The following is a 24979-nucleotide window of genomic DNA, read 5'->3' as shown; positions in this document are numbered from 1 at the left end:
GTGTGAATAACACCTAATCTAGGTGTGTGCATAACATACTAAAGAGTAATAATTAACGCTGAGGAGGAGTATTGTTATGTATAATTATTGGGGTCCAATTGGGTATGCGAACTGGCAAAATCAAGGATATGGCTATAGGCAAAACTGGTATCGCCAAATTAACATTATCGAAGGGATAAATATAGCCGTACAGCAGGTTCCTGGGGAAGTGGTTAGCGCGGAATTGGATACAAAGAACGGTATGCAAGTTTATGAGGTGGAAATCATAACCCAACAAGGTGTGAAATATGAAGTAGATGTCGATCGTAATACAGGTAGTATTCTAGATATCAATCTTGACTAGTAACAATATAAAAAAACCGCTGTAATTCTATATAGCGGTTTTTTCATTTAATTACATAAGTTTATATAACAAAAGCCGCCATTGGGAAAGAACAGTGGCTTTTGTTCAGTCATTCTTAATATCTTCTACAATGGTTTCAACTTCATTCCTGGAAATCTTTTCGCGGCCCTCTTTCAAGGCTTTAACGGTCCGTTTCGCTAAAGCAAGCGGGATTCGGCAAAACAGCTTGATCGTCCGGGTATTGATGTCCTTCATATATTCATCCGCCTGTTCGAGATTTCGTTCTGTATAGAGGAATAAATCATCCCGCGTCCAGCCTTCCGGTACAAAATTGACACCGCGCTCACTGTCCTCATCCTGGTTACGCAAAATATTTACCGCCTGAAGCCCCCGGCCATAGCCGATGGCAAGCTCATGGTCTGTCTCTGTTCCATCATACCAATGCCAAATATCTGAAAGCATGACACCAACAAGTCCGGCCACGTAATATGTATAATCATCCAGATCTGCTCTATTTTTAATATCCCAGCCTTTTTCAGCCCAATCAGCCATTCCGGACGCCATGATGCTTGTCGATTCCTTAACATTTTCAACAATCCCGTCCGGACATAAGCGAATCCAATCGCCTAATCTCAATGTCACTTCAGGCAGGAGGGCCTCATACGGCTTGAGCAATTCATGGTATGCCCGGTCGTCAAATCCGTGTTTTAACAGAGTACTTGCCGATCGAAGCAGATGCTGTTTAACCTCGGAATCCAATTCTTCATGGTCTTCTATTTCATCAACAGCACGCATACACAAATAAGCTGACCCGACGGTTTCTTTTAATGGCGATTTCAACATTGTTATAGGTATGTAGAATGTTCTGCTTGTCAGTTTAAGCATATGCATTGCATCTTTTTGCAACTTTTTCGCTTCACTCAACAATGACGCCTCCCTTAATACTGGTTTCATTATACCAAAAAAAAGTCATAAATAACATAAAAAGATGAGCCCTCCTGTTTTCGCACATATAGCCCCTCCTCTGAGTCACTTTTACCTCTTTTAGTCGAAATTAACTCACGTTTTACGTCTTTCCTGACGCGTCAACTTCGATTTCCCAAATAACACAAAGTTGGCATATTTTTTGCATAATGATTCGTGAACGGTTATTACGCAGCTAAAGAAGGCAAGCAATTGTCGGAGTATTTAATCGGTGCTGTGAACCAATTATAAATTTTTTTCAAGGAGGAATCTGTATGTCAACTAATCTATCAACACTTGAAACATCTAGCCTATTTGCCCAGTCATTAACGAACGGGCAAGCTGCATTGCAGCAAAAAGCTAAGGCATTTGCGGAAGAGGTACTGATGCCGCACGAATTGACTTGTGAAGAAAACAACGGTTTGGATGAGCAAACACTCCGGCAAATAAACGACCAAGTACTGGAGTGGGATCTAAACGCCATCAATCATTCCAAAAAAGACGGCGGGCAGGGATTAACGATTTTTGAACAAATGCTTGTTAACGAACAATTGGGTAAAGTGACGAACGCCCTCTGGGATACCGTTTTCCAGCCGGCCTATCCGATGCGGTTCGGGACACAGCAGCAAAAAGAGGAATACTTGATCCCTACGAATTTTGGAAAACGGCGGGATGCATATGCCATCACGGAGGAAAACGCTGGGTCTGATCCATCGCAATGCGGGACACGGGCCGACAAAGTGGACGGCGGATATAGAATAAACGGTGAAAAGTGGTTTGTGACGGTCGGGGATGCTGCCGATTATATTCTGGTGCATGCCCATGTTGACGGTGATCCAGAAAGTCCAACAGTGTTCTTTGTTGACAAAGATTTGCCTGGGGTAAAAGTCAAGCGCACCCCAATGTACACCCACAACTTTGTCTATGAGCATCCTGAGTTTATTTTTGAAAATGTGTACGTTGATGAAGGAAAAATGCTCGGTGAAATTGGAAGCGGTTACAACATGACGAAAGACTGGTTTGTTGAAGCACGGCTTGGTATCGCCGCCCGCTGTGTTGGTGCCGCCATCCGTGCAACGGAAACAGCGAATGCCTTTGTCGCCGACAGAGAGCAATTCGGTCAAAGCATCCGTGATTTTCAAGGAATTGAATTTATGCTGGCGGATATGGCCGTTGACATTACCGCGGCAAAAAGCATGCTGTACCGGACGTGCTGGGAACTGTCGCAAAGCTGGGAACGCAAACTCAATCACGCACGGGCTGCAGCTGTAAAACTGCATTGCTCAGAAATGGCCGGACGTGTTTGTGATAAAGCGGTACAGCTGTTGGGCGGACGCGGCTACATGCGCGAAAATCCGGTTGAACGGCTCTGGCGTGATACACGTGTGGATCGTATCTGGGAAGGAACGTCAGAAGTTCAGCGGGTCGTCATTGCCAAGCAAATCAAAAAACGTGGGCTTGGCATTTATGTTGACTAATGAGATGAGGTGAGGGGAAATGACAAAAAGACAGGAAAATCTGATAAAACTGTTGTCACCGGAAGTCATTTTGTTTATCGGAAGCAAAAAAATCATCCGTCAGGGGATTAAAAATTGCCTGCAAATCGGCTTCGCCGGAGAAATTTACGTTGTCCATCCAAAAGAATCCATGCTGGAAGGCTTCCCTTGTTACGATAGCATCCAGACACTGCCGAAAGCACCAGATGCTGCGTTCATTGCTGTAAATAAGGAGCAGACCGTATCTGTCGTACGCCAGCTGAATGAAATCGGCACGCATGGCGCCGTCTGTTATGCTGCCGGTTTTGCTGAAAGTGGCGCCGGCGATTTGCAGGAACAGCTCATCACCAACGCCGGTGACATGGTGTTAGTGGGGCCTAATTGCTATGGAGTTCTCAATTTTTTGGATAATGCCGCACTATGGCCCGATCATTATGGAAGTGTTTCCGTTGACAGCGGCGCAGCGATTATCAGCCAAAGCGGCAATCTGAGCATGAACATGACGATGGCCGGCCGCACCCTGCCGCTCGCCTATATGATCAGTGTCGGAAATCAGGCATCCCTTGGTATCGGCGATTATATTGAGGCACTAATTGAGAATCCGCGAGTCAACGCCATTGGCATCTATATGGAAGGATTGGATGATCTCGACACATTTCAGCGGGCAGCAGAAAAATCCCTTCAAAAAGGCGTTCCAATTGTTGTTTTGAAAACCGGCCGTTCGGAGACTGGTTCACAGCTAACGATGAGTCACACGAGTTCCATGGCCGGTTCCGACGAGCTGTATAATGCCTTGTTTGAGCGGTTTCATATCCTGCGAGTTGACACCCTTTCCGCTTTAACGGAAACATTGAAACTGTTCTGTGTCACCGGATCCATGGAATCAAAAAAACTGGGGGTACTCACTTGTTCCGGCGGGGAATCAACAATCATGGCTGATTTTGCTGCTGAATATGGTTTTTCGCTGCCGGCACTGACAGATGAACAGACTGCAGCCTTAAAAGAACGGCTGACTAAGTTCGAACACGTTTCCAACCCACTGGATTACAATACGTCGATTTGGGGAAATGAACCTGAACTGATACGCTGTTTCCGGACATTTATGCAAGGGGATTTTGCTGTCACCGTCCTTGTTTTGGACTATTTGATCTCTGAACCAACTGAATTGGATCCATGGCAGGCATCGATTAATGCACTGATAAAAGCAAAACAAGAAACGAACAGACCGGCCGTTGTCATTTCAACGTTCACTGAGGGAATCCCCGGACACGTGCGGGAGATGTTGATTCAAAACGGTATCACCCCGCTGCAGGGTGTCGATGAAGCTTTTGCGGCGCTGAATGCAAATACGTATTTCAGCAGCCAGCAGCAAATGCAAATGTTTCAAACAGAAGCGAGGACGCTTTTACTGCCGGTCCAATGGACGAATACCAACGCGGGCACCACTGTCCTGAATGAATGGGAAGGCAAACAGCTGCTGGCAGGGTATGGTGTGAGCGTGCCTCAAGGACGGCTTTTAAGTCACTCGCTGGATGAACTCAGCACGATTAAGGAGCTATCTCCCCCATTTGCTGTCAAAGCCGTCAGCAAAGGTATTACGCATAAGTCGGACATTGGCGCGGTAAAAGTTAATATCCAGGATCATACGGAAGTTATCCAAGTCATCAACCAGATGAATCACGACCTTGCCGATAAGACGAATGATATTGACGATATTCTATTTCTCGTCGAAGAAATGGTGCCGGGAGTTGTGCTGGAAATGACAATCGGAATTAAACGCGATGACCAATTTGGTCCAGCACTTGTCGTCGGGGCTGGCGGAGAGCTGGTGAATTTCCTTAATGACACTGCAGTCATCATGCTGCCGGCAAATGAACAAAATATCCGGAAAGCACTGGGGTCGCTGAAATGCATGGAGCTGCTGAATGGCTTCCGGGGACGGCCAAAGGGAGATATGGAAGCACTCGTGAACACGGTGCAATCCATCGCATCTTTTGCCGAACAGTACTACGACGAAATTCTCGAAATGGACGTCAACCCATTGCTCGTCCTGCCCGAAGGAAAAGGAACCATCGCCGTCGACACCTTCATCCGCCTGGCAAACACAACACAAATAGACATCGCCTGAAAGTTGCGGAGGTGGGACGTAATGACAAATACATCGTCCCACAAATTTTTGGCACTCAGCAGAGCCGTGTGGCGGACGAGGACAGGTTCTTCGCTCGGTCTGGCCAGGTAACAAGCCGGGACAAGTAGCCTGTCCTCGCGTCCCACACCTCCAACATAGAAAGGAGTTTGTATTACACGTTATGAAGAAGTATGGTTTAGTGTTTTATGTTTCGCTTGCGGTTAGCTTACTGTTTTTAGGGTTTGGTGCAGTTTTCCCGAAAAAACTGGAGTATTTCTCGAACACTTTTTTGAGTTTTATCTATGACAAACTTGGCTGGCTTTTTTTACTGACTGTATTTATTCTTCTTGTTTTTTGTGTGTTTATTGCATTTTCTAGGTTCGGCAAGGTGAAACTCGGACAGGATGCTGACGTGCCGGAATACAATAGGGTTACCTGGATCGCGATGCTTTTCAGTGCTGGTATCGGTATAAGTCTTGTTTTCTGGGGCGTTGCCGAGCCTGTATCATATTATGTCAATCCGCCTTTTGGCGAAGGCTCGACACAGGAATCAGCTGAAAATGCTATGCAATTTGTCTACCTGCACTGGGGGGTATCAGCCTGGGCCGTTTACGCGTTCGTCGGGGCTTGTCTTGCGTATTTCCAATTCCGCAAACGACTCCCCGCGACCATGAGTTCAGCGTTCTATCCGGTGATTGGCGATCGGATTTACGGACCAATTGGCAAAACGATTAATATTATCGTTGTTCTGTCAGTCGTTGTTGGTATTTCCACGTCACTTGGGTTCGGTGTGCTGCAAATCAACAGCGGCATGGCATATCAATGGGACCTCGTGAATAATACCACCATGCAGATGGTCATCATCGGCGTTGTTACCCTGATTTATTTATGGTCCGCCTCCACAGGGATTCAGCGCGGAATTAAATATTTATCGAACACCAACATTATTCTGGCATTCATATTATTGCTCAGTATTTTTGCACTCGGCCCAACCCAGCAGATTATGAAAATATTTTTTCAGGGAATGGGCGATTATGCCAATAATTTTCTCAATATGTCCTTTAGAACGAATCCCTATGGCGATGGATCATGGATTGCCAACTGGACACTGTTTTATTTTGGCTGGTGGATTGCCTGGGCACCACTAGTAGGAAGTTTTGTCGCACGTATCTCCAAAGGGCGCACACTGAAGGAATTCATGATGGGCGCGTTATTCATACCTGTTCTCTGTTCATTTTTCTGGTTTGCCGTGTTGGGCGGATCTGCGCTCGATTTAATCCAGAATCAAGGTTATACTGCCTTGGCCACTACAGTCACAAACGATGTCACCGTGGCACTGTTTGACTTTATCAGCTATTTCCCACTGTCCGGCGTCATCAGTATTGTCGGCATGGTGCTGATTTTCACGTTTTTTATCACTTCAGCGGATTCAGCCATGTTTGTGCTGGGGATGATGAGTGAAAATGGCAACCAAAACCCGAAGAACTTTACCAAACTGACATGGGGAATCATTGTCGGCCTGGTTTCCGCTATTCTGATTGTTACCGGCGGACTGGCAGGCTTGCAATCAGCACTGGTAGCCATGGGGGTGCCGCTTGCCATATTGCTGTTAAGCATGTGCTACGGCTTCTACAAAGGGCTGCAGCAGGATTCTCAGATAAAATCGCATTCCAAAAGAGCCGGAAAAAAGAACGTCGGTTGAGCATAACGGCGCTCAACTGAACAAGGACGTGTATAGCATCGAAACCAGGCCGAAAAGAGTAATTAATTTTCAAGCATTATCATATCAAATTTCTAAATAAATTTGATATGATAATAAGAAATAATGTAAGCGTTGTCAAACACTGATAAATGAAACGCTTTATATGGGGGGATTATCATGAATAATCAGCTTGATGCAAACGATGCCATTCAAATCACCTCCGAGACGTTAAAGCGCGTCCTCGATTATTCAACCGATGAAATTTATATTATCGACCGGAACCATAAGATCGTCTATGTAAATAAAGTATGTGAACGGCATTATGGTGTAACACCTTCGACCATCATCGGAAGGGATAACAAAGAATTATTTCATGAAGGCTATTGGGGCCCCATCATCACGCCAATGGTATTTGAGCGGAAAAAACCTGTTCACACGATTCAGGACACGTACTTGGGCGCGAAGTTAATGACGACCGCCATTCCCATCCTGGAAGATGATAAAATCGAGTATGTGATCTTCACATCCCAGGAAATTCATCATTACCGGATGATGGAAAAACCAACCAAGCTGTTTGATCAGAAAGAAACGGAAGACTCAAGGCACAATCCGGATTTTATCGCCAACTCACCGGAAATGAAAAAAACGCTGCAGCTTTGCCGGAAAATTGCTGCCGTCGATTCAACCGTACTCATTAAAGGCGAATCAGGAACCGGGAAAAGCATTTTAGCCAATTATATTCATCAATTGAGCAACAGAACCGGTTCCTTTTTCACCATCAGCTGCGCGTCCATTCCGGATGCTTTGCTGGAATCCGAACTGTTCGGCTATGCCCCCGGCGCTTTTACCGGAGCCAAAAAAGACGGCAAACAGGGACTCATTGAACTCGCTGATAAAGGGACGCTATTTTTGGATGAAGTTGGTGAAATACCGCTCCAGTTGCAGGCAAAATTGCTGCACGTCTTGCAGGACAAGGAAATTATCCCTGTCGGCGGGAATGAAACACGAAAGGTTGATATACGCATCATCACAGCCACCAACCAGGATTTGGACGATATGGTCCGGCAGAAACAATTTCGGGAAGATTTGTATTACCGCCTGAACGTCATTGATATTGATCTTCCCCCGATCCGAAAACGGAAAGAGGATCTGGTGCCTTTCATTCACCATTTTTTATACAAGTTTAATAGAATGTATCAGCTGAACAAAGTCATTGCCAAAGATTGCCTCGACCTTCTAACAGCATACGAATGGCCGGGCAATGTACGCCAGTTGGAAAATGTCATGGAACGACTCGTCGTCACCAGCGATGATATTATTCAGATCGATGATGTACCGGATTTGATCAAACACAGCAGTCAGTTAAAGTCGTCCATCATCTCATCCGGCACCCTTGATTCTGCTGTTGAACACCTGAAAAAAAACATGATTCGTTCATCTTTCCACCAGTACAGAAGCTCACGCAAAGTGGCTGCAGACCTCAACATCAGCCAGTCCAAAGCATCAAAGCTCATCCGGCAATACTGTGAGGATTTGCGCAAATAGTGCTGGTAGATAGGAAAGAAGCGTAAAAAACCACGAAAAAAAGGGAGCACCCAGAAGTACCCCCGCTCTATTTTCTATGATCGATTTTTGTTGGTCTTCCTCTTCTCGGCCGCTCCCACATCAGTCCCTGCTCAAGCGCCATTTTTTTCGCTATTTGCGGTGCATTCCACAATGGCGGCAACAGCAGGAACGAGACCGGTACAGCCGTTATAACGATCGAATTTTGAATGGCTGAGATACTGCCTTCTCCAATTGTAAGAATCATCATTGTCGTCCCACCGAAAATCAGCGCCCAGAAGACACGCAGCCAGCGGGCGGGATGGTCATTTCCTGTCAATGTCACGGAAACGGTATAGGACATCGTATCTGTCGTTGTTGCTACGAAAACAACCGATATGATAAGAAATGCGACTGCCATGACAGTTCCCATTGGCAGCTGATCCATTATCGCCATGACTGCAGCGGGCATGCCCGCTTCATTCAACGCTCCGGATACAGACCCCGGATTTTCCAATTCAAAGAATACGCCTGTTCCGCCAACAACCGAAAACCAAAAATTCGTTACCAGCGGTGCGACAATCGATACGGCGATAATCAATTCACGGATGGTTCTGCCACGGGATATGCGGCTGATAAAGATGATAAGCATCGGGCCATAACCGATGAACCATCCCCAGAAAAAGATGGTCCATGCTCCAAGCCACGCATTGTCACCGCGGTAAAAATTCATCGCAAAGAAGTTCTGTAAATGAAAGCCTGTTCCACCGACAAATGCATCAATGATGAACAATGTCGGACCGATCAATAGCATAATAATTCCCAGCAAAAACGTCATGCCAACATTAACACGGCTCAATAAGAGAATTCCCCGGTCAACTCCTGTAGCAGCTGAAATCGCCGCAATGACGACCAGAACAACAACCACCAGAATGCTTACCGACACCGTATTTGGAACACCAAATAAATGATTCAGCCCGTAAGCTATTTGCAGTCCTAGAAATCCTAACGGCCCTAATGTTCCAGCGGCTGTTGCAATGATGGAAAAAATATCAGCAGCAGATCCCAGAACACTTTTATGAAAGATTTTTTCACCGAATATCGGGAATAACAAAGCTCTGGGCCGCATTGGGTAACCTTTGCTGTAATGCACATACATCATCACAATTGTTGCCAGTGTCCCCAGGATGGCCCAAGCCAAGAAACCCCAATGCATAAAACCTTGTGCAAACGCGGCCGAAATATTATTAACTTCGCCACCGCCAAATAATGGAGGTGTTGTCATATAATGATACATCGGCTCTGAGGCTGCCCAGAATACGCCGCCGCTTGCCAGAAGGGTCACGAGAATCATCGCAACCCAGCGATAATAGCTGTATTTCGGTTTATCCATCCTACCCAATTTGACCCTTCCATACCGTGAAAAAGCCAGATAAATACCAATTGCAAAGTTACCAAACAACAATACCTGCCAATACGCTCCAAACAGATCGGCCGAATAATTGAATAAGGTCGTAATCCATTCTCCAACCATGGTACTGTTAATGAAAGACAAAACAATAAATAAAATCAAAAAACCGCCGCTGACGGCAAAAACGGTCCAGTCCGTTTTAATTTTCTCTTCTCCTTGCAAAATTTTCCTCCCATATTCAGGAGCAAGTGTCTATAATATACACTGTCATACAGACCGTTGGATGGAAAATGATTATCCTTTTCCCGAACCATTTGTTCACTCTATCTCTCTAAAAACCACCGGCTTGCTCATGTTATTTTAAACATAGATTCCAATTATAGTTTCGATTACATAAAACGTCAATAATAAAATGCCTGCCGGCTATTCTGATATTGTTTTTCTTCTGTTGATATCGTGGGCCCTTCTGTCGATATTTCCTTTCTTCTGTTGATATTATCCCTCTTCTGCTGATATCAGCTCATTTTAAAAGAACCCAGACGATTTATCAGCGTTTAACCTTTTACATCCGGAGTGGCTTCACAAAAAAACTTTTGCTAAAATTGCTGTATACACCACGGAGGCGATTATAATGAAAGTTTACGTTGATGCGGATGCCTGTCCGGTTAAAAAAACGATCATATCCGTAGCCCGGGACTTTGATGTTCCGGTCGTGCTCGTGAAAAGTTTCTCGCATTTTTCACATGATGACGAACAGCCCGGTGTCGAAACTATTTATGTGGACACAGGTGCTGAAGCCGCTGATTACCGTATCATGCAGCTGGCGGAAAAAGGGGATATCATCATTACCCAGGATTATGGCCTCGCTTCGTTAGGGCTTTCCAAAGGATGTACTGTCCTGCATCATAAGGGCTTCACCTACACAAACCAGAACATCGATCATCTGCTGCAGACCCGGTATGTAAATGCCATGGCACGAAAAAGCGGCAAGCGGACAAAAGGGCCGAAAGCTTTCAACTCTGAAGATGAAATGAAATTCCGCGACCTGTTCCGAAAAACACTTGAAGCATCAGACTAGTCCAAACCTATAATAGTGTTTCTCCTCTCCAGAAGAACCACTACAAACTTTCCATTCTGCAATTGATAATAAAGAATTGAACTCGCCGCTGCATCATCCGCATACGATTCAGCATTCCTGACAAAAGTCACCCTTTGAAACGGCACACCCGTCTCAAAGGGTTCTCATTAAAACTTCCTGATTCTAAAAGTGTTCTGCAGCACCGGCCAATTCTGCGGGAATGTTGTTCCCAGCACCCAATAGCTGACACCTCTGAGGCCATATTCTTTAACGGTATTATATTTAGCCTGAACACTGCGGGCATCCTCAAACCAGACTTCATGCTCCTGACCGCTTTCATCTACATAACGGAAAAATGGTGACTGGTACGTTTCATTATATTGAATGGATACGCCATAGTCGGCTGCCAGCTGCACCGCTTCTTTTGGGCTAACCGTAGTTGCAAAGGTGCCCTCCACCCACGGAATTTGCCAATCACGCCCATATAAAGGCACTCCCATCACGATTTTATCCCGTGGAATCACGGTTACGGCAAAATCCAGCACATCCCTTACTTTATTCATTGGAGCAATTGCCCACGGTTCACCGCCGGCCCATCCCCATTCGTACGTCATCAATATGACGAAGTCGGCAATTTCACCATGCGCCTGATAATCATGGGCTTCATACAACAGCCCCTGCTGATTCACAGTTTCCTTCGGCGCAAGAGCTGTTGTAACCAGAAACCCTTCAGGATGCAACCCCGCCACGACACGACGCAGGAAATTGTTATAATTCTCACGGTCTTCGGGATAAACATATTCAAAATCAAAATTGACGCCTGCATATCCTTTGGACCGCATAATGGTCAACAAATTGCTGATTAATTCCTCCTGTACTTCGGGATTACGCAGCACAGCCGCAGCCAAATCCGAACTGAACTCATTTTGGATAAAATTCGTTACAACCAATAACGGTGCAACATTATTGGCTCGGGCAGCTTCAAGCACCGGCTGTTCGGTCAATTCAGTGAGTGTTCCGTCGTCACGGATGCTGTACATGAACGGAGATAGATACGTTAAATATCTGCCCAAACGCATGACCTCGGAAGCTCCTTGTTCATCCACCCGTGTTATATAAGCATTCACTTCCGTAACTGGCTTTGCTGCAACAGGAATTCTTAACGATTGACCCGGAAATATCAGCCCGGGCTGCCCGATACCATTGACCGTAATAATTTGTTCGGCACTGATACCATACCGCTGGGCAATGCCCCAAATAAACTCACCGGCCTGGACAGTGTGCGTAAAATAAGGATTGATCAGCATTTGTCCGGCAAAAATCAAGGAAGGATCGGTGACATTATTGGTAACAGCCAGCTCCTGCACCGTCACCCCAAACATTTGTGCAATTTGCCATAATGTATCCCCCTGCTGAACTACATAGTCACGCCCGGGCTCCGGAATAACAAGTGACTGCCCAACAACCAGCACATCCGGGTTATCCAGTTCATTCAACAATGCAATCTGATTAATGGCCGTACCATATTGCTGTGCTATTTGCCATATTGAGTCACCACTTTGCACGACATGGATTTGCATAGCTCTTCCCCCAATTTATATGCTCTACATACCATCCTATTCATTGGATGATTGTCCCAGTAACAAGTTGAGGGAGTAATTTTAGGGCAGTAAAAAAACGCCCGTTCAAAAAGGACGTTTTACTGGTTTCTATTTGCCGGCCACTTGGTTTATCATAAATCTGCTTCTCGGCAAAGTCGGAATCCGGACCATACTATAATCCAAATTTTGATTTGGCATCTGATAATCAATCTGTTTTGCCAAATATTCCAGGCTGACTTTCATGACATCAATTGTGACCCATTCACCGGCACAGCGATGTCCCATATCATAATCACCGCCACCCTGTGGGATAAAATTAAACGGGCTGCCTTTCCATTCCCTGAAACGCTCAGGGCTGAACATCTCAGGATTCTCCCACAAATCAAGATCATGATTCGTTCCATAAACATCAAGCAGGACAAGCGTCCCCTTCTTAAAATGATGACCATTCCATTTGAAGTTATTACGGACTCTTGCTCCTAAAAATGGTCCGAACGGATAATAACGGCGGACTTCCTGAACAAACATCCGACTATCCTCGTCATCACCTGTCTGAAGTTTTGCTTTTGTTTCTGGAAACTCATGCATCGCCATTGCACCAAATGTCACATATCTGCCAATGGCTGTAATGGGTCTAAGAATGTTCAGTAATTCCACTGCAGCAATCTGTAAATCCAGCAGTTTGCCATTCAAATCCCGGTGCCAGGCCATTGCATAACATGCTGTATCTTCGTCTGGATTCCGTGTGCCATCCCGAACCTCCCGGATAAGATGCCTCGCCCATTTTTCGGAGCGGTTACGGGCTATTCTGCCTTTCCAGTGCCTTGGTCCGACCGCTCCAAAGGCATCAATCATGGCAGCCAGGTCACGGGTCCGCAGATTCAATTCACTGGCAAACAACGGCACACCTGCCCACTCACAGGCGATGCGGCACATCAGTTTTTCTGATTCATGAAACAATGACATTTTCTGCTTCTTTTGCCAGTTATCGATTGCAATCTGCCATTGTTTTCTGGTTATCTTTCTAAGTTCACTCAGACGGTCGGGCGTCATGAGCGACATAAACAGCTGTTTTCGGTGCTTATGTGCCACACCGTCCAGACCTTGTACGCCTCCTTTGCCAAACAAGGATTCTTTAATGCGGTTTGGTGCAGCGCCTTTTCGTTTGAATTTTTCTTGATCATAAAAAACAGATGATGCCTCTTCACCACCTATGCAGATCACCTTTTGTCCGAGCAGCCTGGTCTGAAAAATATCTGACTGAAATTTCCGGCGCCTGTCAGGAATGTAATGAAAACCTTCCGAAAGCAATTTATGTGTATTATCCAAGCCTTGTTCACGCGGGATTCCCATAAGCCGCCCCCTTACTTCGATGATAATTGCTATTCGTTCTTTTTCCCTCATACTAAAAATTTATTCCGTCTTTAAATGCTATAACCATCTTACAGCAGGTCAAAACGTGGCAGTTCATAACAAGAGCCTGTTATTATAAATAGATGAATATAAAGACAAAGAAGGTGAACACATGTCTCAGAAAGTCATCATTAATGATATGGAAATTAATGCGCATAACGTTCAGGTGGACTCAAACATGAAGAATGGAGAGGTTCGGTCTAAATTGAGCTTTGACTTTAAAGTGACGCACGAAACTTATCATGATGTCACAACTTTACTTTATGAGAATGATTTTACAGTGAAAATTCCTGAAAAAAATCTCGAATTTCCGGCTGTTATCAGTAAATTTTCCACTTCAATCACTAATTTATACGAACCAGGGTCCGTTGGGGATTTTAAACTTGAACTGACCGAAAAAGAATAGTATCCAATACAAAAGCCACACAGGATTATATAGATTCTGTGTGGCTAACTTTCACTTTTGCTGTCTGTAACCGCTCCATCATAATCAATCTCAAGAACTGCTGCGTTATGATCAGGCATCAAGCTCCCGACATGGCTTGCGATCGATTGACCGTTCCCTTTTGGAGCAAATGAAATCATCGTTGGTCCCGATCCGCTGATAACGGTCCCGTAAGCACCGGATTCTTTGGCCTCGCGTTTGATATCCTCATAGCCTGGAATCAGCTCAGCCCGGTACGGTTCGTGGAATAAATCACGTTCCATCATTTTGCCCGCCAGTTCAAAGTCACTGGAGGCAAGAGCACCAATCAGTACATTGCTGAGGGCGCTCGCCGAAGTTGCAGTCTCTCGTTTATACGTTTCCGGCAATACTTTTCGGGCGGCTTTTGTCATTAAGCCTTCATCAGGAATATAAACGACAACGTCTGCCTCAGGCATTGGCAATTGAATCCAGTCAATTTCACCGGAAGTGATAGTTGATATGACAAAGCCCCCCATCAAGGTTGGGGCAATATTATCCGGGTGACCTTCAATTTCAGTGGCAAGTTCAAGCTTCTGCTCTGAGCTCAGAGCCAAATCACATACTTTGTCCGCCAGCTCAATGCCGGCAACAATTGCAGAAGCACTGCTGCCAAGTCCGCGTGCTAGTGGGATATCACTATAAACCGCCATTTTGCACGCAGGCAGCACCTCATTCCAGCGCGCTGCAATATCACGGGCAATCTGTACAATAAAATGCTCCTCAGCATTTGCCAGTTCCGGCAGATGCTGAGGGTGCTGCTCAACTTCCCATTTGTCAGATGGTGAAATATCGAGCGTGAGATATATGTTCAGAGCTAATCCCATTGAATCAAATCCCGGCCCGATATTGGCCGAGCTTGCCGGGACGCGTATCCTGAATGGCTTCATGCTTCCACCAGCTTTTCAATATAATCCGTAATTGTATTCTCATCATTTGGCAAGTTGACAGGCTCCTCATCGATCTGATCGATTGCCGTCTGCGGATCCTTCAGTCCATTCCCGGTCAAAACAGCCACAACCTTTGACCCTTCAGCAATTGTGTTCTGTTTTCGCTGTTGAATAATACCTGCAATCGATGCACAGGATCCCGGTTCGGCAAAAACACCTTCCTTCGTTGCCAAAAGCTTTTGTGCACGAGCAATTTCAGTATCGGTCACCGAGCCAATTTTACCTTCGGAGTCGTTACGTGCCTGTACTGCCAGGTTCCAGCTTGCCGGATTGCCGATGCGAATAGCGGTAGCAAGCGTATCCGGATTCGAAACCACTTCATTTTGGACAATCGCAGCAGCTCCTTCCGCTTCAAAACCGAACATCTGCGGGAGCCCTGTCTGTTTCATCTCATGATACTCTTTGAACCCTTTCCAATAAGCACTGATATTACCCGCGTTGCCAACTGGAATACCCAGGATATCAGGGGCGGATCCGAGCACATCGCAAACTTCAAACGCTGCTGTTTTCTGCCCTTCCAGACGATACGGGTTAACTGAGTTGACGAGTGTGACAGGTGTCGTTTCACTTATTTTCCGGACAATTTTCAGGGCGTCATCAAAATTGCCGTCAATCTCAACGATATCCGCTCCGTACATGACGGCCTGAGCCAGTTTTCCGAGTGCAATTTTACCTTTTGGAATAACAATGATTGCCCTGATGCCTGCCCTGGCTGCATAAGCTGCAGCTGAAGCGGAAGTATTGCCGGTTGAAGCACAGATAACGGCGTTGCTGCCTTCTTCAACAGCTTTGGCAACCGCCAGCGCCATACCCCGGTCTTTAAATGATCCGGTCGGATTAGCGCCTTCCACTTTTCCGTACAGTTCAATTCCCAATTGCTCAGACAATGTTGAAAAATGAATGAGTGATGTATTGCCCTCCTGCAGCGAGAGCTCCGGGGTCTTGTCTGTAACCGGCAGATAGGATTGATAGTGTTTGATCAAACCTTGCCACGTCATGCGTCAGCATCTCCTTCTACTTTATAAAAGCTTTTCGTTTCCAGCACTTCGTCAAGTTTGCTGAGTGCATTTAAAGCCTGATGCATTTTTTCCAGTGAAGACCTGTGTGTAATCACAACGATTTCTGCGGCTTCAGTATCTTTTAACGGATTTTGCAGAATTTGTTTAAAGCTGATATCAAACTCATTGAATAAAGAAGAAATATTGGAAAACACACCTGCTTCATCTTTTGCATGGAAACGAATATAATATTGGCCAAAACGCTGATCTTCTGTTTTTAATTCTTTTTTGAAACGGGGTTCGACAAATTGGCTGCCCGTCACACCGCGGTGCATGTTCTTAATAACAGTGACAACATCCGATATAACCGCTGCAGCAGTCGGCATGCTTCCCGCACCAGCACCGTAAAACATGGCTTCGCCTACCGCTTCACCATATACATAAACAGCATTGTATTCATTTTTAACATCTGCCAAAGGATGTTCTTTGGAAATGAGTGCCGGCTGGACATTCACTTCCACCTGCTTGCCGTCAAATTTTGCAAGACCGATCAGCTTCATGGCGAATCCCAGACTATCACCATATTGCAGATCTTCCAATTCAATACCCTTTATACCGGTGACTTCAACGTCTTCCAAATCAATATGGGTCGAGAAAGCAAGCCTGCCGAGGATTGCCATTTTTCGGGCAGCATCAAGCCCCTCCACATCAGCTGCCGGATCAGCTTCAGCAAAACCAAGTTCCTGAGCTTCCTTTAACGCATTATCATAGCTGAAACCTTCACTGTGCATTTTAGTTAATATGTAGTTCGTTGTCCCGTTCACAATCCCCATTAATTGTCTGATGTGATCGGAAGCGAATCCATCCGTTATCCCTCTTAAAATAGGAATACCGCCGGCAACGCTTGCTTCATAATAAAAATCACATTTGTTTTGCCCCGCTGCTTCGTGCAATTCGGCACCGTAGAGGGCCACGAGATCTTTATTGGCCGTGACAACATGTTTTTTGGCTTCAAACGCTTTTAATATTGAGTCACGTGCCTCCTCAATACCGCCCATCACTTCAACGATGACATCGATTTCCGGATCATTCAAAACATCATCGCGATTGGTTGTGAGCACTGTCCCATTGGTCTTGGCGTCCACATCACGTGCTTTATTTGGATTTCGTACCAATGCGCTTTTAACATGGACATTGCACCCAAGCTGATGGGCGAGTTTTGCCTGGTGCTGTTCAATGAGACTTATAACACCTGAACCCACTACTCCCACACCTAATAGACCGACTGATACACTATCTTCCAAATCATCACCCCATATTCTGTTTAATGTGATATTTTATACATTTAAACACGAATAGCCTCGTATGGCAATAGCGAATTTTTGAACGATTTGGATTCAGTTGACAAAATTTCAGCAAAATGATTATAATTAATTTGAATTCAAATTAAATAAATTTAAACTAAATATGTTGGAGAGCGAAATGATTATGAGTGAAAATTTGTCATTAAGAACGTTTGTCGTCCTGATGAAAGCTTCAAAATCAGTAACCGAATACGTCAAAAAAGACATCGGCCGGTATGATATGAAGACAACTGACTTTGCTGTGCTGGAAGCTCTTTATCATAAGGGTGATATGACTGTAAAGCAGATTTCTGAAGCAGTGCTGATTAATGCCGGTTCCATGACGTATGTGATTGATAAACTAGAAACAAAAGAACTGATCAAACGTCAGCGATGCAAGGATGACCGCCGTGCTGTATATATTCATATCACTGACAAAGGAAAGCAGCTGATGGATAACATTTTCCCAAAACACCAAAAAGCAATTGAAGAATTATTCCAGGACCTAAGCACTGACGAGAAGAAAACGGTTATCGACCTGCTGAAGAGAATCGGACTAAAGTAGATTTTGCGGATTGCTTTTATAAAAAACTGTTGTCGATTCAGTCTCTTTACGTCATTTAATTGTACATTAATCCACACAGTTGGAATAAATTGTGACGTACTCTGAAAACATGTTTGAGTACTATAATACCGCTCCGGAAATACATTTCGCTTTCCGCGGGCGGCTGGTGAGCCTCCTCGAACTCCGTTCTGCGGGGTCTCACCGAGGCCTTTCCTCCCGCTGAAGTTATCCGTGTATTTCCTGCGCTGGCAGTCAAGCTCTGATTATTGGAAAGAGAAAGCCAACGAATTCAGTGTTTAGAGAGATCTCCCTTACTCTAGGGAAGAACACGACTCTAAAGCTGCAGAAAAATGTAAGACTCCAGCGGGAACGGGAGTGAGGAGGCTGAAGCGTTCTCCGCGGAAAGCGACGAGCGAAACATCCACCGATCATAATTTTAAGGAAGTATTTTAGAGTTATGTCTCAATTATGGAGGTTGTGTCAAAACATTAGAAAACAGCCTTAATTTAAGCATAATGGTTTAACAGAACCTATCTGAATCAGGAAAGGAGTTACACACAATGAAGCATATTTTTCAAAAAGGAAATGACCAGGCAAAACCAACGTTGTTATTACTTCACGGAACAGGCGGAACTGAGCAGGATTTACTGCCCCTTGCCCGTGAAATCGATAAAGATGCCAACGTGCTGAGCGTCCGCGGAAATGTCTCAGAAAACGGAATGCCGCGCTTTTTCAAACGGCTGGCAGAAGGTGTGTTTGACGAAGAAGATCTGATTGCCCGGACAAAAGAATTAAATGAATTTCTCGATGAGGCGGCGGAAGAACACGGCTTTAACCGTAATAATATGATCGCAGTCGGTTATTCCAATGGTGCCAACATTGCAGGAAGCCTGTTGTTCCATTATCAGGATTCCTTAAAAGCAGCCATCCTGCACCACCCGATGGTGCCAAGACGCGGAATCGATTTGCCGGACCTCTCCGGGAAAAACGTCTTTATCGGCGCGGGGACCAATGATCCGATATGTCCAGCAGATGAATCAGAAGATCTCAAATCCTTGCTGGAAAACGCGGGTGCCAGTGTTGACCTTCATTGGGAAAACATGGGACACCAATTGTCGATGGGCGAAGTGAAAGCAGCCGCTGAATGGTATAACAACCTGTAAAACGTGAATCGAGAGTAGTCTGCAGCTATTCACATAAAAAATCGTTCGGAGAATCTCCGAACGATTTTTTAATCTCCCAGTAAAAGATGGATTTCATTTTCAGAAGGATCCCTGACGATATACGCATCATTTTCCTGTTGAATGCTTATACCAGCATGCTCCAGGTTTTTAACTTTTTCTTCCCTGCTTTCTTTATCAGGGAAAATAAGCGAATACCAGTTTAAGCCCGCACTGTTTTCGGCTGGGGCCGGAACGTTCTTCCCGTTCCAAATATTCAAACCGATATGATGATGATAGCCGCCGGTTGAAGTAAACAAGGCTCCAGGATAATATGTTACAACCTGAAAGCCAAGACCACCAACATAAAATTCTTCAGTGCTTTTCAGATTTGAAACGTGCAGGTGAATATGCCCCATGACTGTTTCTTCAGGCAGTCCTGCCCATTCCTGATCGCTTTCGGCAAGCAAGCTGTCGGCATCCAGTGGTTCTGTCGACATACTTACCTGTCCCTCCGCCCAATTCCATTCACTTGATGGCCGATCATGATACACTTCAATCCCATTACCGTCAGGATCATTCAAATACAGTGCTTCACTTACTAAATGATCAGACGCTCCGAGACGATCACCTGCCTTGGCGATATGCCTTAGAAAGCTGGAAAGATCAGCTCGTGAAGGAAGCAGGATGGCAAAATGAAACAACCCGGTCGTCCTTTCCTCTTTCGGCAAGGGATCTGACGGCTGTACCAATGTAAGCAGAGGTGTTTTTCCGTCTGCTGTTAAAACAGTTTTCATGTCTGTCTGTTCCAGAATGTTAAATCCAATTACATGCTGATAAAAAGGCAATGATTTATCAAGATCTGTTACATTTAAATTCACTTCGCCGACATAAGTCGTTGGCTTATCGAAAAATTTCTTTTCCAATTCGGTCAGCCCTTTCTTTTAGGGTTAAATTATTTTTATATATTAAGTTACTTTATGTAAGTTATTATACCGTATTTCTTTGCTTTTAACAAGGTTCTATTTTAATCACTGCCCGTATTTCTGTATACTAGAGATAGAAAGGGTGTCGCTTATGATTGTAAGAGAACGCCAGAATAAGTACGTTATGATTGAACAGGATCATCATGCGCAAATTTCCGGTCAATTGGCAGCCAACCTGAAAGATTCGTTTTTTATAGAGGAAACATGGAAGCAATCCGTCCTTTATGCCATTAAGAATCATGATTACGCATGGAAGATGCTCGACAAACAGCCATTCTGGAACGACCAAAAACACGAACCGTATATGTTCACCGATATTCCCAATTCGGCTAAAACCGTCTTCTATAAACACGGCATCGACGAAATAGAAAAACACGATCCATATGCCTCCATGTTATGCAGCGAACATTATACACGTTTCCTTATTGACGACCCGAAAGAAGAATCTCAATCGTTTGTCCGACATGAACGGGAACGTCAGCAGAAGCTGATTCAAAACATGGAAAGTTATGATAAGGATATATTTGATGTGCATTATGGGTTATTGCAGTTTTTTGATAGTCTATCATTATATATTTGTTTGAATGAACCGGGCGCTGCCAAAGAAAACGAGCACCCGTTTTTCATAGATGGCATTCCTGTTCCGAAGCCTCTCACTTTCTTTCATACCAATAAAGTCGGTATTTACTGGAAAGATACCGAAACAGTTGAAATGGACGTATTCCCATTCGGTAGTCCAATAGACATAACCATTCGCCAGAAAGCCGTACCTCAAAAAGCCATAGCAGAAAATGGATTGATCAACAGCTACGAGCAGGCGGAGTACGAAACAGTATCGATTCAATTGCTGTAAATTATTTATAGGCCTCTGAAACGGTAAAGGTTTGGCGACAGAGGCCATACCCTTTTTCAGTTCATGGACTCCTTAATTATCCAAAGGCTGTGTCATTAACAAACGCATACGGTATGCGTTCATTGCTGTTTCACCCAGAGTATCAAGCAAATTATGATTCGCATAAGCTCCGACAATCGCGCCGAAGCCCGGCACAAGCTGCAGCAGTTTAATCAAATCAATATAATCCCGATACTCCTGCTGAAACACCCGCCAATCCATATCAGCAAGTTTTTCCTTTTCTGTTTCCCAATTTTCAAGTATATAAAAGGTTTCTTTCCGTCTGGCCTCGCTGGAGAATGCGAGCTGAAATACATGGAGTATAAACAAGCGCTCTTCGTATTGCCGTGTATCATATCCGTAAATAGCTGCTGTCTCAAACAAAAACTTCATTTTAATCGATAAAAGCATGGGGAAATCGGCAAGACCCAGAAAAAAACCGCCTGCACCTGTCCCGGCCCCTTCAATCACAGCTGTTTTGCGGTAAGATGTGAGCTTTTCCTGCAGCAGCTGGTCCTTTTCACTAAGACTAAGACCTACTGATTGCTGCTTTTTTGTAGTGATGTTAGACCCAATTAGAGTTGCCTTCACCATATTTTTAATACTTTCAGTTATAATCCGATGAGCCCTCTCAGGGATCATCCCATTTATTTTCGTCTGGGTCCTCTTAGAGATTTGTGTGAAGAGCCCTGATTTTTTCAATACCTTTCGTCGCCATGTTTTCAGTTCTTGATAAATCTTTTGTTCATAAGCATTCATTTCGATACCATCCTCTTTTCTCCTATTTATATATACGTTTTTCACAGAAAAAAGATTCAGGTATAGTTTCACCTATATCATACGCATTACTAATTTTTGACTTTCATTATCTATATACGGCTTTACTCTGCCATTTCAGCCAGTGCTTCCAAATCCACCATCTTGACTTTCCGCTGACCTGTCTGCTTAATCAGCCCATTATCCTCAAAGCTGGCCAGACGGCGGCTTAACGTTTCCTGGGTTGTGCCCAGGTAGGATGACAGATCTTTTTTGCTCATTGGCAGCGTGATTTGTGAAGATGCTTCTTTTTCAGCTCGCTCAAGCAAATAGGATGACAGCCGTTTTTCAACATCCTGAGAGCTAAATCGCTCAATCGTTTTCTCCGCGTCTTTTAGCCGTCTGCTGCTTTCTGCAAGAATTTTAAAGGAGATGGCCGGCTTCTCCTGCAGCAGCTCATGTAAATCAGATTTATGGATAGCACATATTTCCGTCGGTTCAACGGCCTCGGCAAAGCTGGTGAGCCATTCATCCGTGAAAACAGCCAATTCCCCCATGAATTCACCAGGTTCCAGAATACGGATCAACTGTTCCTTGCCGGACTCTGACAGATTATAAATTTTCACCTTGCCCTTATGCACGATGTATAAATATTCGGAAGGGTCCCCAGCTCGGAAAATGAGATCCTTCTTGCCATACAATTGACTTCTGCTTGTATTGGCAATTTCCACTTGTTCCTCACGATCGAGATGGTTAAAAATCGGCACTAATGATACGCACAGCTTCTTGGCTTTATCATTATTTCTCAGACTCTCATTACTCATACCAACGCCCTCCCTGACCCTGTTAATGTCTCTGTTTCTATTATAACGCAAATCCAGCATATGCCGCACAATATTGTGCTGATTTTAGTTCCGCCTTGCGTCTTAATTGTCTGAGTCCAGAAGGCTTATATTTTGATGTGGAAAATTCGGTCACAATGCCGGCGACTTTGGATAGCCTTTCAAGCTAACATAACAATTAAGAGGTCAATCAATTATGGGAGGCGTTCATTATGCTATTAAACGATTATTATGCTAAGAGTGTCACTAAAGCCCGAATGGAACACCTGCACAAATGGACAATTGGAAATGAAACTTTCAATAATACCCAGTGCATTAAAAGAGGATACTCCATAAGGAAGCAGTGGTTTTCATTTTTAATTAAAAAAACAACCATCAGCAAATGGATTAATTTGGTCATCATTGGACAAAATGTATAAGAGGTTGCTCAAACTATAAAATAACTACGCAATAAATGATGGAGGATGGTATTAAATGGCTGGAGATCAAAACAAAAAACATCAAACGAATATCGAGAATGATGACACGCTGACAAACAGACAGGGGCATCCTGTCACAAACAACCAGAATATCCGTACGGTCAGCAACCGTGGTCCTGCCACACTGGAAAATTATGATTTCATTGAAAAAATCAGTCACTTTGACCGCGAGAAAGTACCTGAACGCACTGTTCATGCCCGTGGCGCCGGTGCACATGGCTATTTCGAATCTTACGGGACGGCAGGTGACGAGCCTGTTTCCAAATATACACGGGCAAAGGTTTTTCAAAAAAAAGGGAAGCAAACTCCGGTTTTTGTGCGTTTTTCTACGGTTGTACATGGGAAGCACTCCCCCGAGACTCTTCGGGATCCACGCGGCTTTGCCGTTAAATTTTATACAGAAGACGGCAACTGGGATCTAGTCGGCAATAATATCAAAATCTTTTTTATCCGTGACGCCATGAAGTTCCCGGATATGATTCATGCATTCAGACCCGATCCGATAACGAATATCCAGGACAGCCAGCGTTTTTTTGACTTCTGTGCCAATTCACCGGAGTCATTCCATATGGTGACATTTATGTACTCTCCCTGGGGTATTCCGGCAAATTATCGGATGATGCAAGGTTCTGGTGTGAACACGTATAAATGGGTCAACAATGATGGCGAAGCAGTGCTTGTCAAATACCACTGGGAACCGAAACAAGGCATTAAAAATTTGACGGTTAAGGAAGCAAATGAAATTCAGGGTGAAAACTTCAATCATGCGACCCAGGATTTGTACGACGCGATTGAACACGGGGATTATCCGGAATGGGAACTGTACGTCCAGATCATGAGTGATGGCGCGCATCCTGAACTGGATTTTGACCCGCTGGATGATACAAAGATCTGGCCGGAAGATCAATTTCCATGGCTCCCGGTTGGCAGATTGGTACTGAACAAAAACCCGGAAGATTATTTTACGGAAGTCGAACAATCCGCATTCGGCACCGGGGTACTCGTCGACGGGCTGGACTTTTCAGATGACAAAATGCTGCAGGGAAGGACATTTTCCTATTCCGATACCCAACGTTACCGGGTGGGGGCCAATTATCTGCAGGTTCCTGTCAACGCTGCTAAAAAACGGGTTGCAACCAATCAGGAAGGCGGGACCATGCGGCATGAACCTGAGCGCTCTTCCAAAAAGAATCCGCATATCAATTATGAACCATCGTCGTTAGGAAACTATAAAGAAGCGGAGCAAATCGGCAAAGAGCACACCCCGAAAGTCGAAGGGAATCTTGTGCGGGAGTCAATTGAGCGGAACGACAATACCAAACAGGCCGGCGAAACCTTCCGCTGGTTTGACGACTGGGAAAAGGATGAGTTAATTTCGAATCTCGTCGGCGATCTTTCTGAATGTACCAGGGAAATCCAGGATAAAATGATGGCACTTGCCGACGAGGCAGATAAGGAATACGGACGCCGTCTGCGTGAAGGAATGGAAGAGGCAGCCAGAAAGATGAAAGATCGTGACAGTTCAAGCAGAAATCCACTTGGTAACAAAGATGCGGAAAAAGCACCGGATAAGGCCGTTGAAAAAGGAAAAGACTCCAACCCATATTAAATCGAGTAGGAGACTAACCATTATTTGGTTAGTCGTCCTCTCACACCACCGTACGTACGGTTCCGTATACGGCGGTTCAATAGTTTAAGTACGCACGCTTGTATAAATGGTTCAGGTTTTTAAGACCCCACTTCACAAGCGTTTTATTTTTAATTGCCTTGTGCAAGGTTTCGCTTAGCGAAACCCTCCAGTAACCTTTCCTGGTATTCGCAACCTTCCAAGCTTCCTCATCTTCAATCCCGAGCTTTTTCAGCCGGGT

The 24979-nt window shown here is 44.8% G+C and carries 21 protein-coding genes and 1 pseudogene; 11 read left to right on the top strand and 11 right to left on the bottom strand.

All coding sequences use genetic code 11. The features are described 5' to 3' along the window. Positions 1 to 76 precede the first annotated feature (76 nt). Positions 77 to 343: a PepSY domain-containing protein gene (locus tag VK097_RS15370; RefSeq protein WP_324212685.1), complete on the top strand. Its 267-nt coding sequence runs from the start codon at positions 77 to 79 to the stop codon at positions 341 to 343. Positions 344 to 448: 105 nt separating this feature from the next. Here VK097_RS15370 and VK097_RS15365 read toward each other — a convergent pair whose 3' ends face one another. After that, entirely contained in the window at positions 449 to 1267 is an 819-nt protein-coding gene (locus VK097_RS15365) for a squalene/phytoene synthase family protein (protein WP_324212684.1), read from the bottom strand. Between the two features lie 314 nt (positions 1268 to 1581). Between VK097_RS15365 and VK097_RS15360 the strand changes: the two genes are divergently transcribed. The 4 genes from VK097_RS15360 to VK097_RS15345 all read left to right on the top strand — a co-directional run bounded on the left by VK097_RS15360 (position 1582) and on the right by VK097_RS15345 (position 8177). Next, a complete protein-coding gene (locus VK097_RS15360) occupies positions 1582 to 2784 on the top strand; it encodes an acyl-CoA dehydrogenase family protein (RefSeq protein WP_324212683.1) in 1203 nt (400 codons plus the stop codon). Between the two features lie 19 nt (positions 2785 to 2803). Then, positions 2804 to 4930, top strand: a complete 2127-nt coding sequence (locus tag VK097_RS15355; protein WP_324212682.1) for an acetate--CoA ligase family protein — start codon at positions 2804 to 2806, stop codon at positions 4928 to 4930. Positions 4931 to 5111: 181 nt separating this feature from the next. Beyond that, positions 5112 to 6632 (top strand): BCCT family transporter, encoded by a 1521-nt coding sequence (locus VK097_RS15350; RefSeq protein ID WP_324212681.1) that lies wholly within the window; start codon positions 5112 to 5114, stop codon positions 6630 to 6632. A gap of 177 nt (positions 6633 to 6809) precedes the next feature. Next, the gene (locus VK097_RS15345; RefSeq protein WP_324212680.1) at positions 6810 to 8177 is read left to right on the top strand and encodes a sigma-54 interaction domain-containing protein; all 1368 of its coding nucleotides are present in this window, start codon (positions 6810 to 6812) and stop codon (positions 8175 to 8177) included. A 67-nt stretch (positions 8178 to 8244) separates the two neighbouring features. Here VK097_RS15345 and VK097_RS15340 read toward each other — a convergent pair whose 3' ends face one another. After that, positions 8245 to 9807 carry a BCCT family transporter gene (locus VK097_RS15340; protein WP_324212679.1) on the bottom strand — a complete coding sequence of 521 codons (1563 nt, stop codon included), beginning with the start codon at positions 9805 to 9807 and terminating at the stop codon, positions 8245 to 8247. Between the two features lie 409 nt (positions 9808 to 10216). On the opposite strand from VK097_RS15340, the gene VK097_RS15335 reads away from it, so the two are divergent. Continuing rightward, entirely contained in the window at positions 10217 to 10663 is a 447-nt protein-coding gene (locus VK097_RS15335; protein ID WP_324212678.1) for a YaiI/YqxD family protein, read from the top strand. Positions 10664 to 10830: 167 nt separating this feature from the next. Here VK097_RS15335 and VK097_RS15330 read toward each other — a convergent pair whose 3' ends face one another. Beyond that, on the bottom strand, positions 10831 to 12243 hold the full coding sequence (locus tag VK097_RS15330) for a LysM peptidoglycan-binding domain-containing protein (RefSeq protein ID WP_324212677.1): 1413 nt from the start codon (positions 12241 to 12243) through the stop codon (positions 10831 to 10833). A gap of 129 nt (positions 12244 to 12372) precedes the next feature. Next, positions 12373 to 13617, bottom strand: a complete 1245-nt coding sequence (gene cypC / locus VK097_RS15325; protein ID WP_324212676.1) for a CYP152 family fatty-acid peroxygenase CypC — start codon at positions 13615 to 13617, stop codon at positions 12373 to 12375. A gap of 172 nt (positions 13618 to 13789) precedes the next feature. Between cypC and VK097_RS15320 the strand changes: the two genes are divergently transcribed. Further along, entirely contained in the window at positions 13790 to 14083 is a 294-nt protein-coding gene (locus VK097_RS15320; protein ID WP_324212675.1) for a DUF3219 family protein, read from the top strand. A 44-nt stretch (positions 14084 to 14127) separates the two neighbouring features. Here the strand turns inward: VK097_RS15320 and thrB are convergent, their stop codons facing one another. From thrB to VK097_RS15305, 3 genes are read right to left on the bottom strand one after another with little or no spacing between them, the layout of a single operon-like run. Continuing rightward, on the bottom strand, positions 14128 to 15030 hold the full coding sequence (gene thrB, locus VK097_RS15315) for a homoserine kinase (RefSeq protein ID WP_324212674.1): 903 nt from the start codon (positions 15028 to 15030) through the stop codon (positions 14128 to 14130). After that, a complete protein-coding gene (gene thrC / locus VK097_RS15310) occupies positions 15027 to 16088 on the bottom strand; it encodes a threonine synthase (RefSeq protein ID WP_324212673.1) in 1062 nt (353 codons plus the stop codon). The genes thrB and thrC overlap by 4 nt, the downstream gene beginning before the upstream one ends. Continuing rightward, positions 16085 to 17392, bottom strand: coding sequence for a homoserine dehydrogenase (locus VK097_RS15305; RefSeq protein ID WP_324212672.1), 1308 nt, complete (start codon positions 17390 to 17392; stop codon positions 16085 to 16087). Before VK097_RS15305 ends, thrC begins: the two co-directional genes overlap by 4 nt. Positions 17393 to 17576: 184 nt before the next feature. Between VK097_RS15305 and VK097_RS15300 the strand changes: the two genes are divergently transcribed. Together VK097_RS15300 and VK097_RS15295 are read left to right on the top strand one after the other, a co-directional pair. Then, positions 17577 to 17996 (top strand): MarR family winged helix-turn-helix transcriptional regulator, encoded by a 420-nt coding sequence (locus VK097_RS15300; RefSeq protein WP_324212671.1) that lies wholly within the window; start codon positions 17577 to 17579, stop codon positions 17994 to 17996. A 560-nt stretch (positions 17997 to 18556) separates the two neighbouring features. Continuing rightward, positions 18557 to 19159 carry an alpha/beta hydrolase gene (locus VK097_RS15295; protein ID WP_324212670.1) on the top strand — a complete coding sequence of 201 codons (603 nt, stop codon included), beginning with the start codon at positions 18557 to 18559 and terminating at the stop codon, positions 19157 to 19159. A 68-nt stretch (positions 19160 to 19227) separates the two neighbouring features. Here VK097_RS15295 and VK097_RS15290 read toward each other — a convergent pair whose 3' ends face one another. After that, positions 19228 to 20082 (bottom strand): VOC family protein, encoded by an 855-nt coding sequence (locus tag VK097_RS15290; protein ID WP_324212669.1) that lies wholly within the window; start codon positions 20080 to 20082, stop codon positions 19228 to 19230. Between the two features lie 151 nt (positions 20083 to 20233). On the opposite strand from VK097_RS15290, the gene VK097_RS15285 reads away from it, so the two are divergent. Continuing rightward, positions 20234 to 20995, top strand: a complete 762-nt coding sequence (locus VK097_RS15285) for a DUF3891 family protein (protein WP_324212668.1) — start codon at positions 20234 to 20236, stop codon at positions 20993 to 20995. Between the two features lie 72 nt (positions 20996 to 21067). On the opposite strand, the gene VK097_RS15280 is transcribed toward VK097_RS15285, so the two are convergent. Continuing rightward, on the bottom strand, positions 21068 to 21793 hold the full coding sequence (locus VK097_RS15280; protein ID WP_324212667.1) for an EcsC family protein: 726 nt from the start codon (positions 21791 to 21793) through the stop codon (positions 21068 to 21070). Between the two features lie 122 nt (positions 21794 to 21915). Next, positions 21916 to 22614 carry a Crp/Fnr family transcriptional regulator gene (locus VK097_RS15275; RefSeq protein WP_324212666.1) on the bottom strand — a complete coding sequence of 233 codons (699 nt, stop codon included), beginning with the start codon at positions 22612 to 22614 and terminating at the stop codon, positions 21916 to 21918. 492 nt (positions 22615 to 23106) lie between these two features. Between VK097_RS15275 and VK097_RS15270 the strand changes: the two genes are divergently transcribed. Beyond that, positions 23107 to 24720 carry a catalase gene (locus tag VK097_RS15270; protein WP_324212665.1) on the top strand — a complete coding sequence of 538 codons (1614 nt, stop codon included), beginning with the start codon at positions 23107 to 23109 and terminating at the stop codon, positions 24718 to 24720. 76 nt (positions 24721 to 24796) lie between these two features. Here the strand turns inward: VK097_RS15270 and VK097_RS15265 are convergent. Beyond that, positions 24797 to 24979: pseudogene (locus VK097_RS15265) on the bottom strand (group II intron reverse transcriptase/maturase); the annotation flags it as partial.

It is taken from the genome of Lentibacillus sp., assembly GCF_035301675.1.
GTDB lineage: Bacteria > Bacillota > Bacilli > Bacillales > Amphibacillaceae > Lentibacillus.
This window is presented reverse-complemented; position numbering and strand designations above follow the sequence as displayed.

What these genes read in the sequence shown, in the direction of transcription:
- VK097_RS15370 (WP_324212685.1), top strand. Translation starts at nt 77, where the DNA reads ATGTATAATTATTGGGGTCCAATTGGGTATGCGAACTGGCAAAATCAA.
- VK097_RS15360 (WP_324212683.1), top strand. Translation starts at nt 1,582, where the DNA reads ATGTCAACTAATCTATCAACACTTGAAACATCTAGCCTATTTGCCCAG.
- VK097_RS15355 (WP_324212682.1), top strand. Translation starts at nt 2,804, where the DNA reads ATGACAAAAAGACAGGAAAATCTGATAAAACTGTTGTCACCGGAAGTC.
- VK097_RS15350 (WP_324212681.1), top strand. Translation starts at nt 5,112, where the DNA reads ATGAAGAAGTATGGTTTAGTGTTTTATGTTTCGCTTGCGGTTAGCTTA.
- VK097_RS15345 (WP_324212680.1), top strand. Translation starts at nt 6,810, where the DNA reads ATGAATAATCAGCTTGATGCAAACGATGCCATTCAAATCACCTCCGAG.
- VK097_RS15335 (WP_324212678.1), top strand. Translation starts at nt 10,217, where the DNA reads ATGAAAGTTTACGTTGATGCGGATGCCTGTCCGGTTAAAAAAACGATC.
- VK097_RS15330 (WP_324212677.1), bottom strand. Translation starts at nt 12,243, where the DNA reads ATGCAAATCCATGTCGTGCAAAGTGGTGACTCAATATGGCAAATAGCA.
- cypC (WP_324212676.1), bottom strand. Translation starts at nt 13,617, where the DNA reads ATGGGAATCCCGCGTGAACAAGGCTTGGATAATACACATAAATTGCTT.
- VK097_RS15320 (WP_324212675.1), top strand. Translation starts at nt 13,790, where the DNA reads ATGTCTCAGAAAGTCATCATTAATGATATGGAAATTAATGCGCATAAC.
- thrB (WP_324212674.1), bottom strand. Translation starts at nt 15,030, where the DNA reads ATGAAGCCATTCAGGATACGCGTCCCGGCAAGCTCGGCCAATATCGGG.
- thrC (WP_324212673.1), bottom strand. Translation starts at nt 16,088, where the DNA reads ATGACGTGGCAAGGTTTGATCAAACACTATCAATCCTATCTGCCGGTT.
- VK097_RS15300 (WP_324212671.1), top strand. Translation starts at nt 17,577, where the DNA reads ATGAGTGAAAATTTGTCATTAAGAACGTTTGTCGTCCTGATGAAAGCT.
- VK097_RS15295 (WP_324212670.1), top strand. Translation starts at nt 18,557, where the DNA reads ATGAAGCATATTTTTCAAAAAGGAAATGACCAGGCAAAACCAACGTTG.
- VK097_RS15285 (WP_324212668.1), top strand. Translation starts at nt 20,234, where the DNA reads ATGATTGTAAGAGAACGCCAGAATAAGTACGTTATGATTGAACAGGAT.
- VK097_RS15280 (WP_324212667.1), bottom strand. Translation starts at nt 21,793, where the DNA reads ATGAATGCTTATGAACAAAAGATTTATCAAGAACTGAAAACATGGCGA.
- VK097_RS15275 (WP_324212666.1), bottom strand. Translation starts at nt 22,614, where the DNA reads ATGAGTAATGAGAGTCTGAGAAATAATGATAAAGCCAAGAAGCTGTGC.
- VK097_RS15270 (WP_324212665.1), top strand. Translation starts at nt 23,107, where the DNA reads ATGGCTGGAGATCAAAACAAAAAACATCAAACGAATATCGAGAATGAT.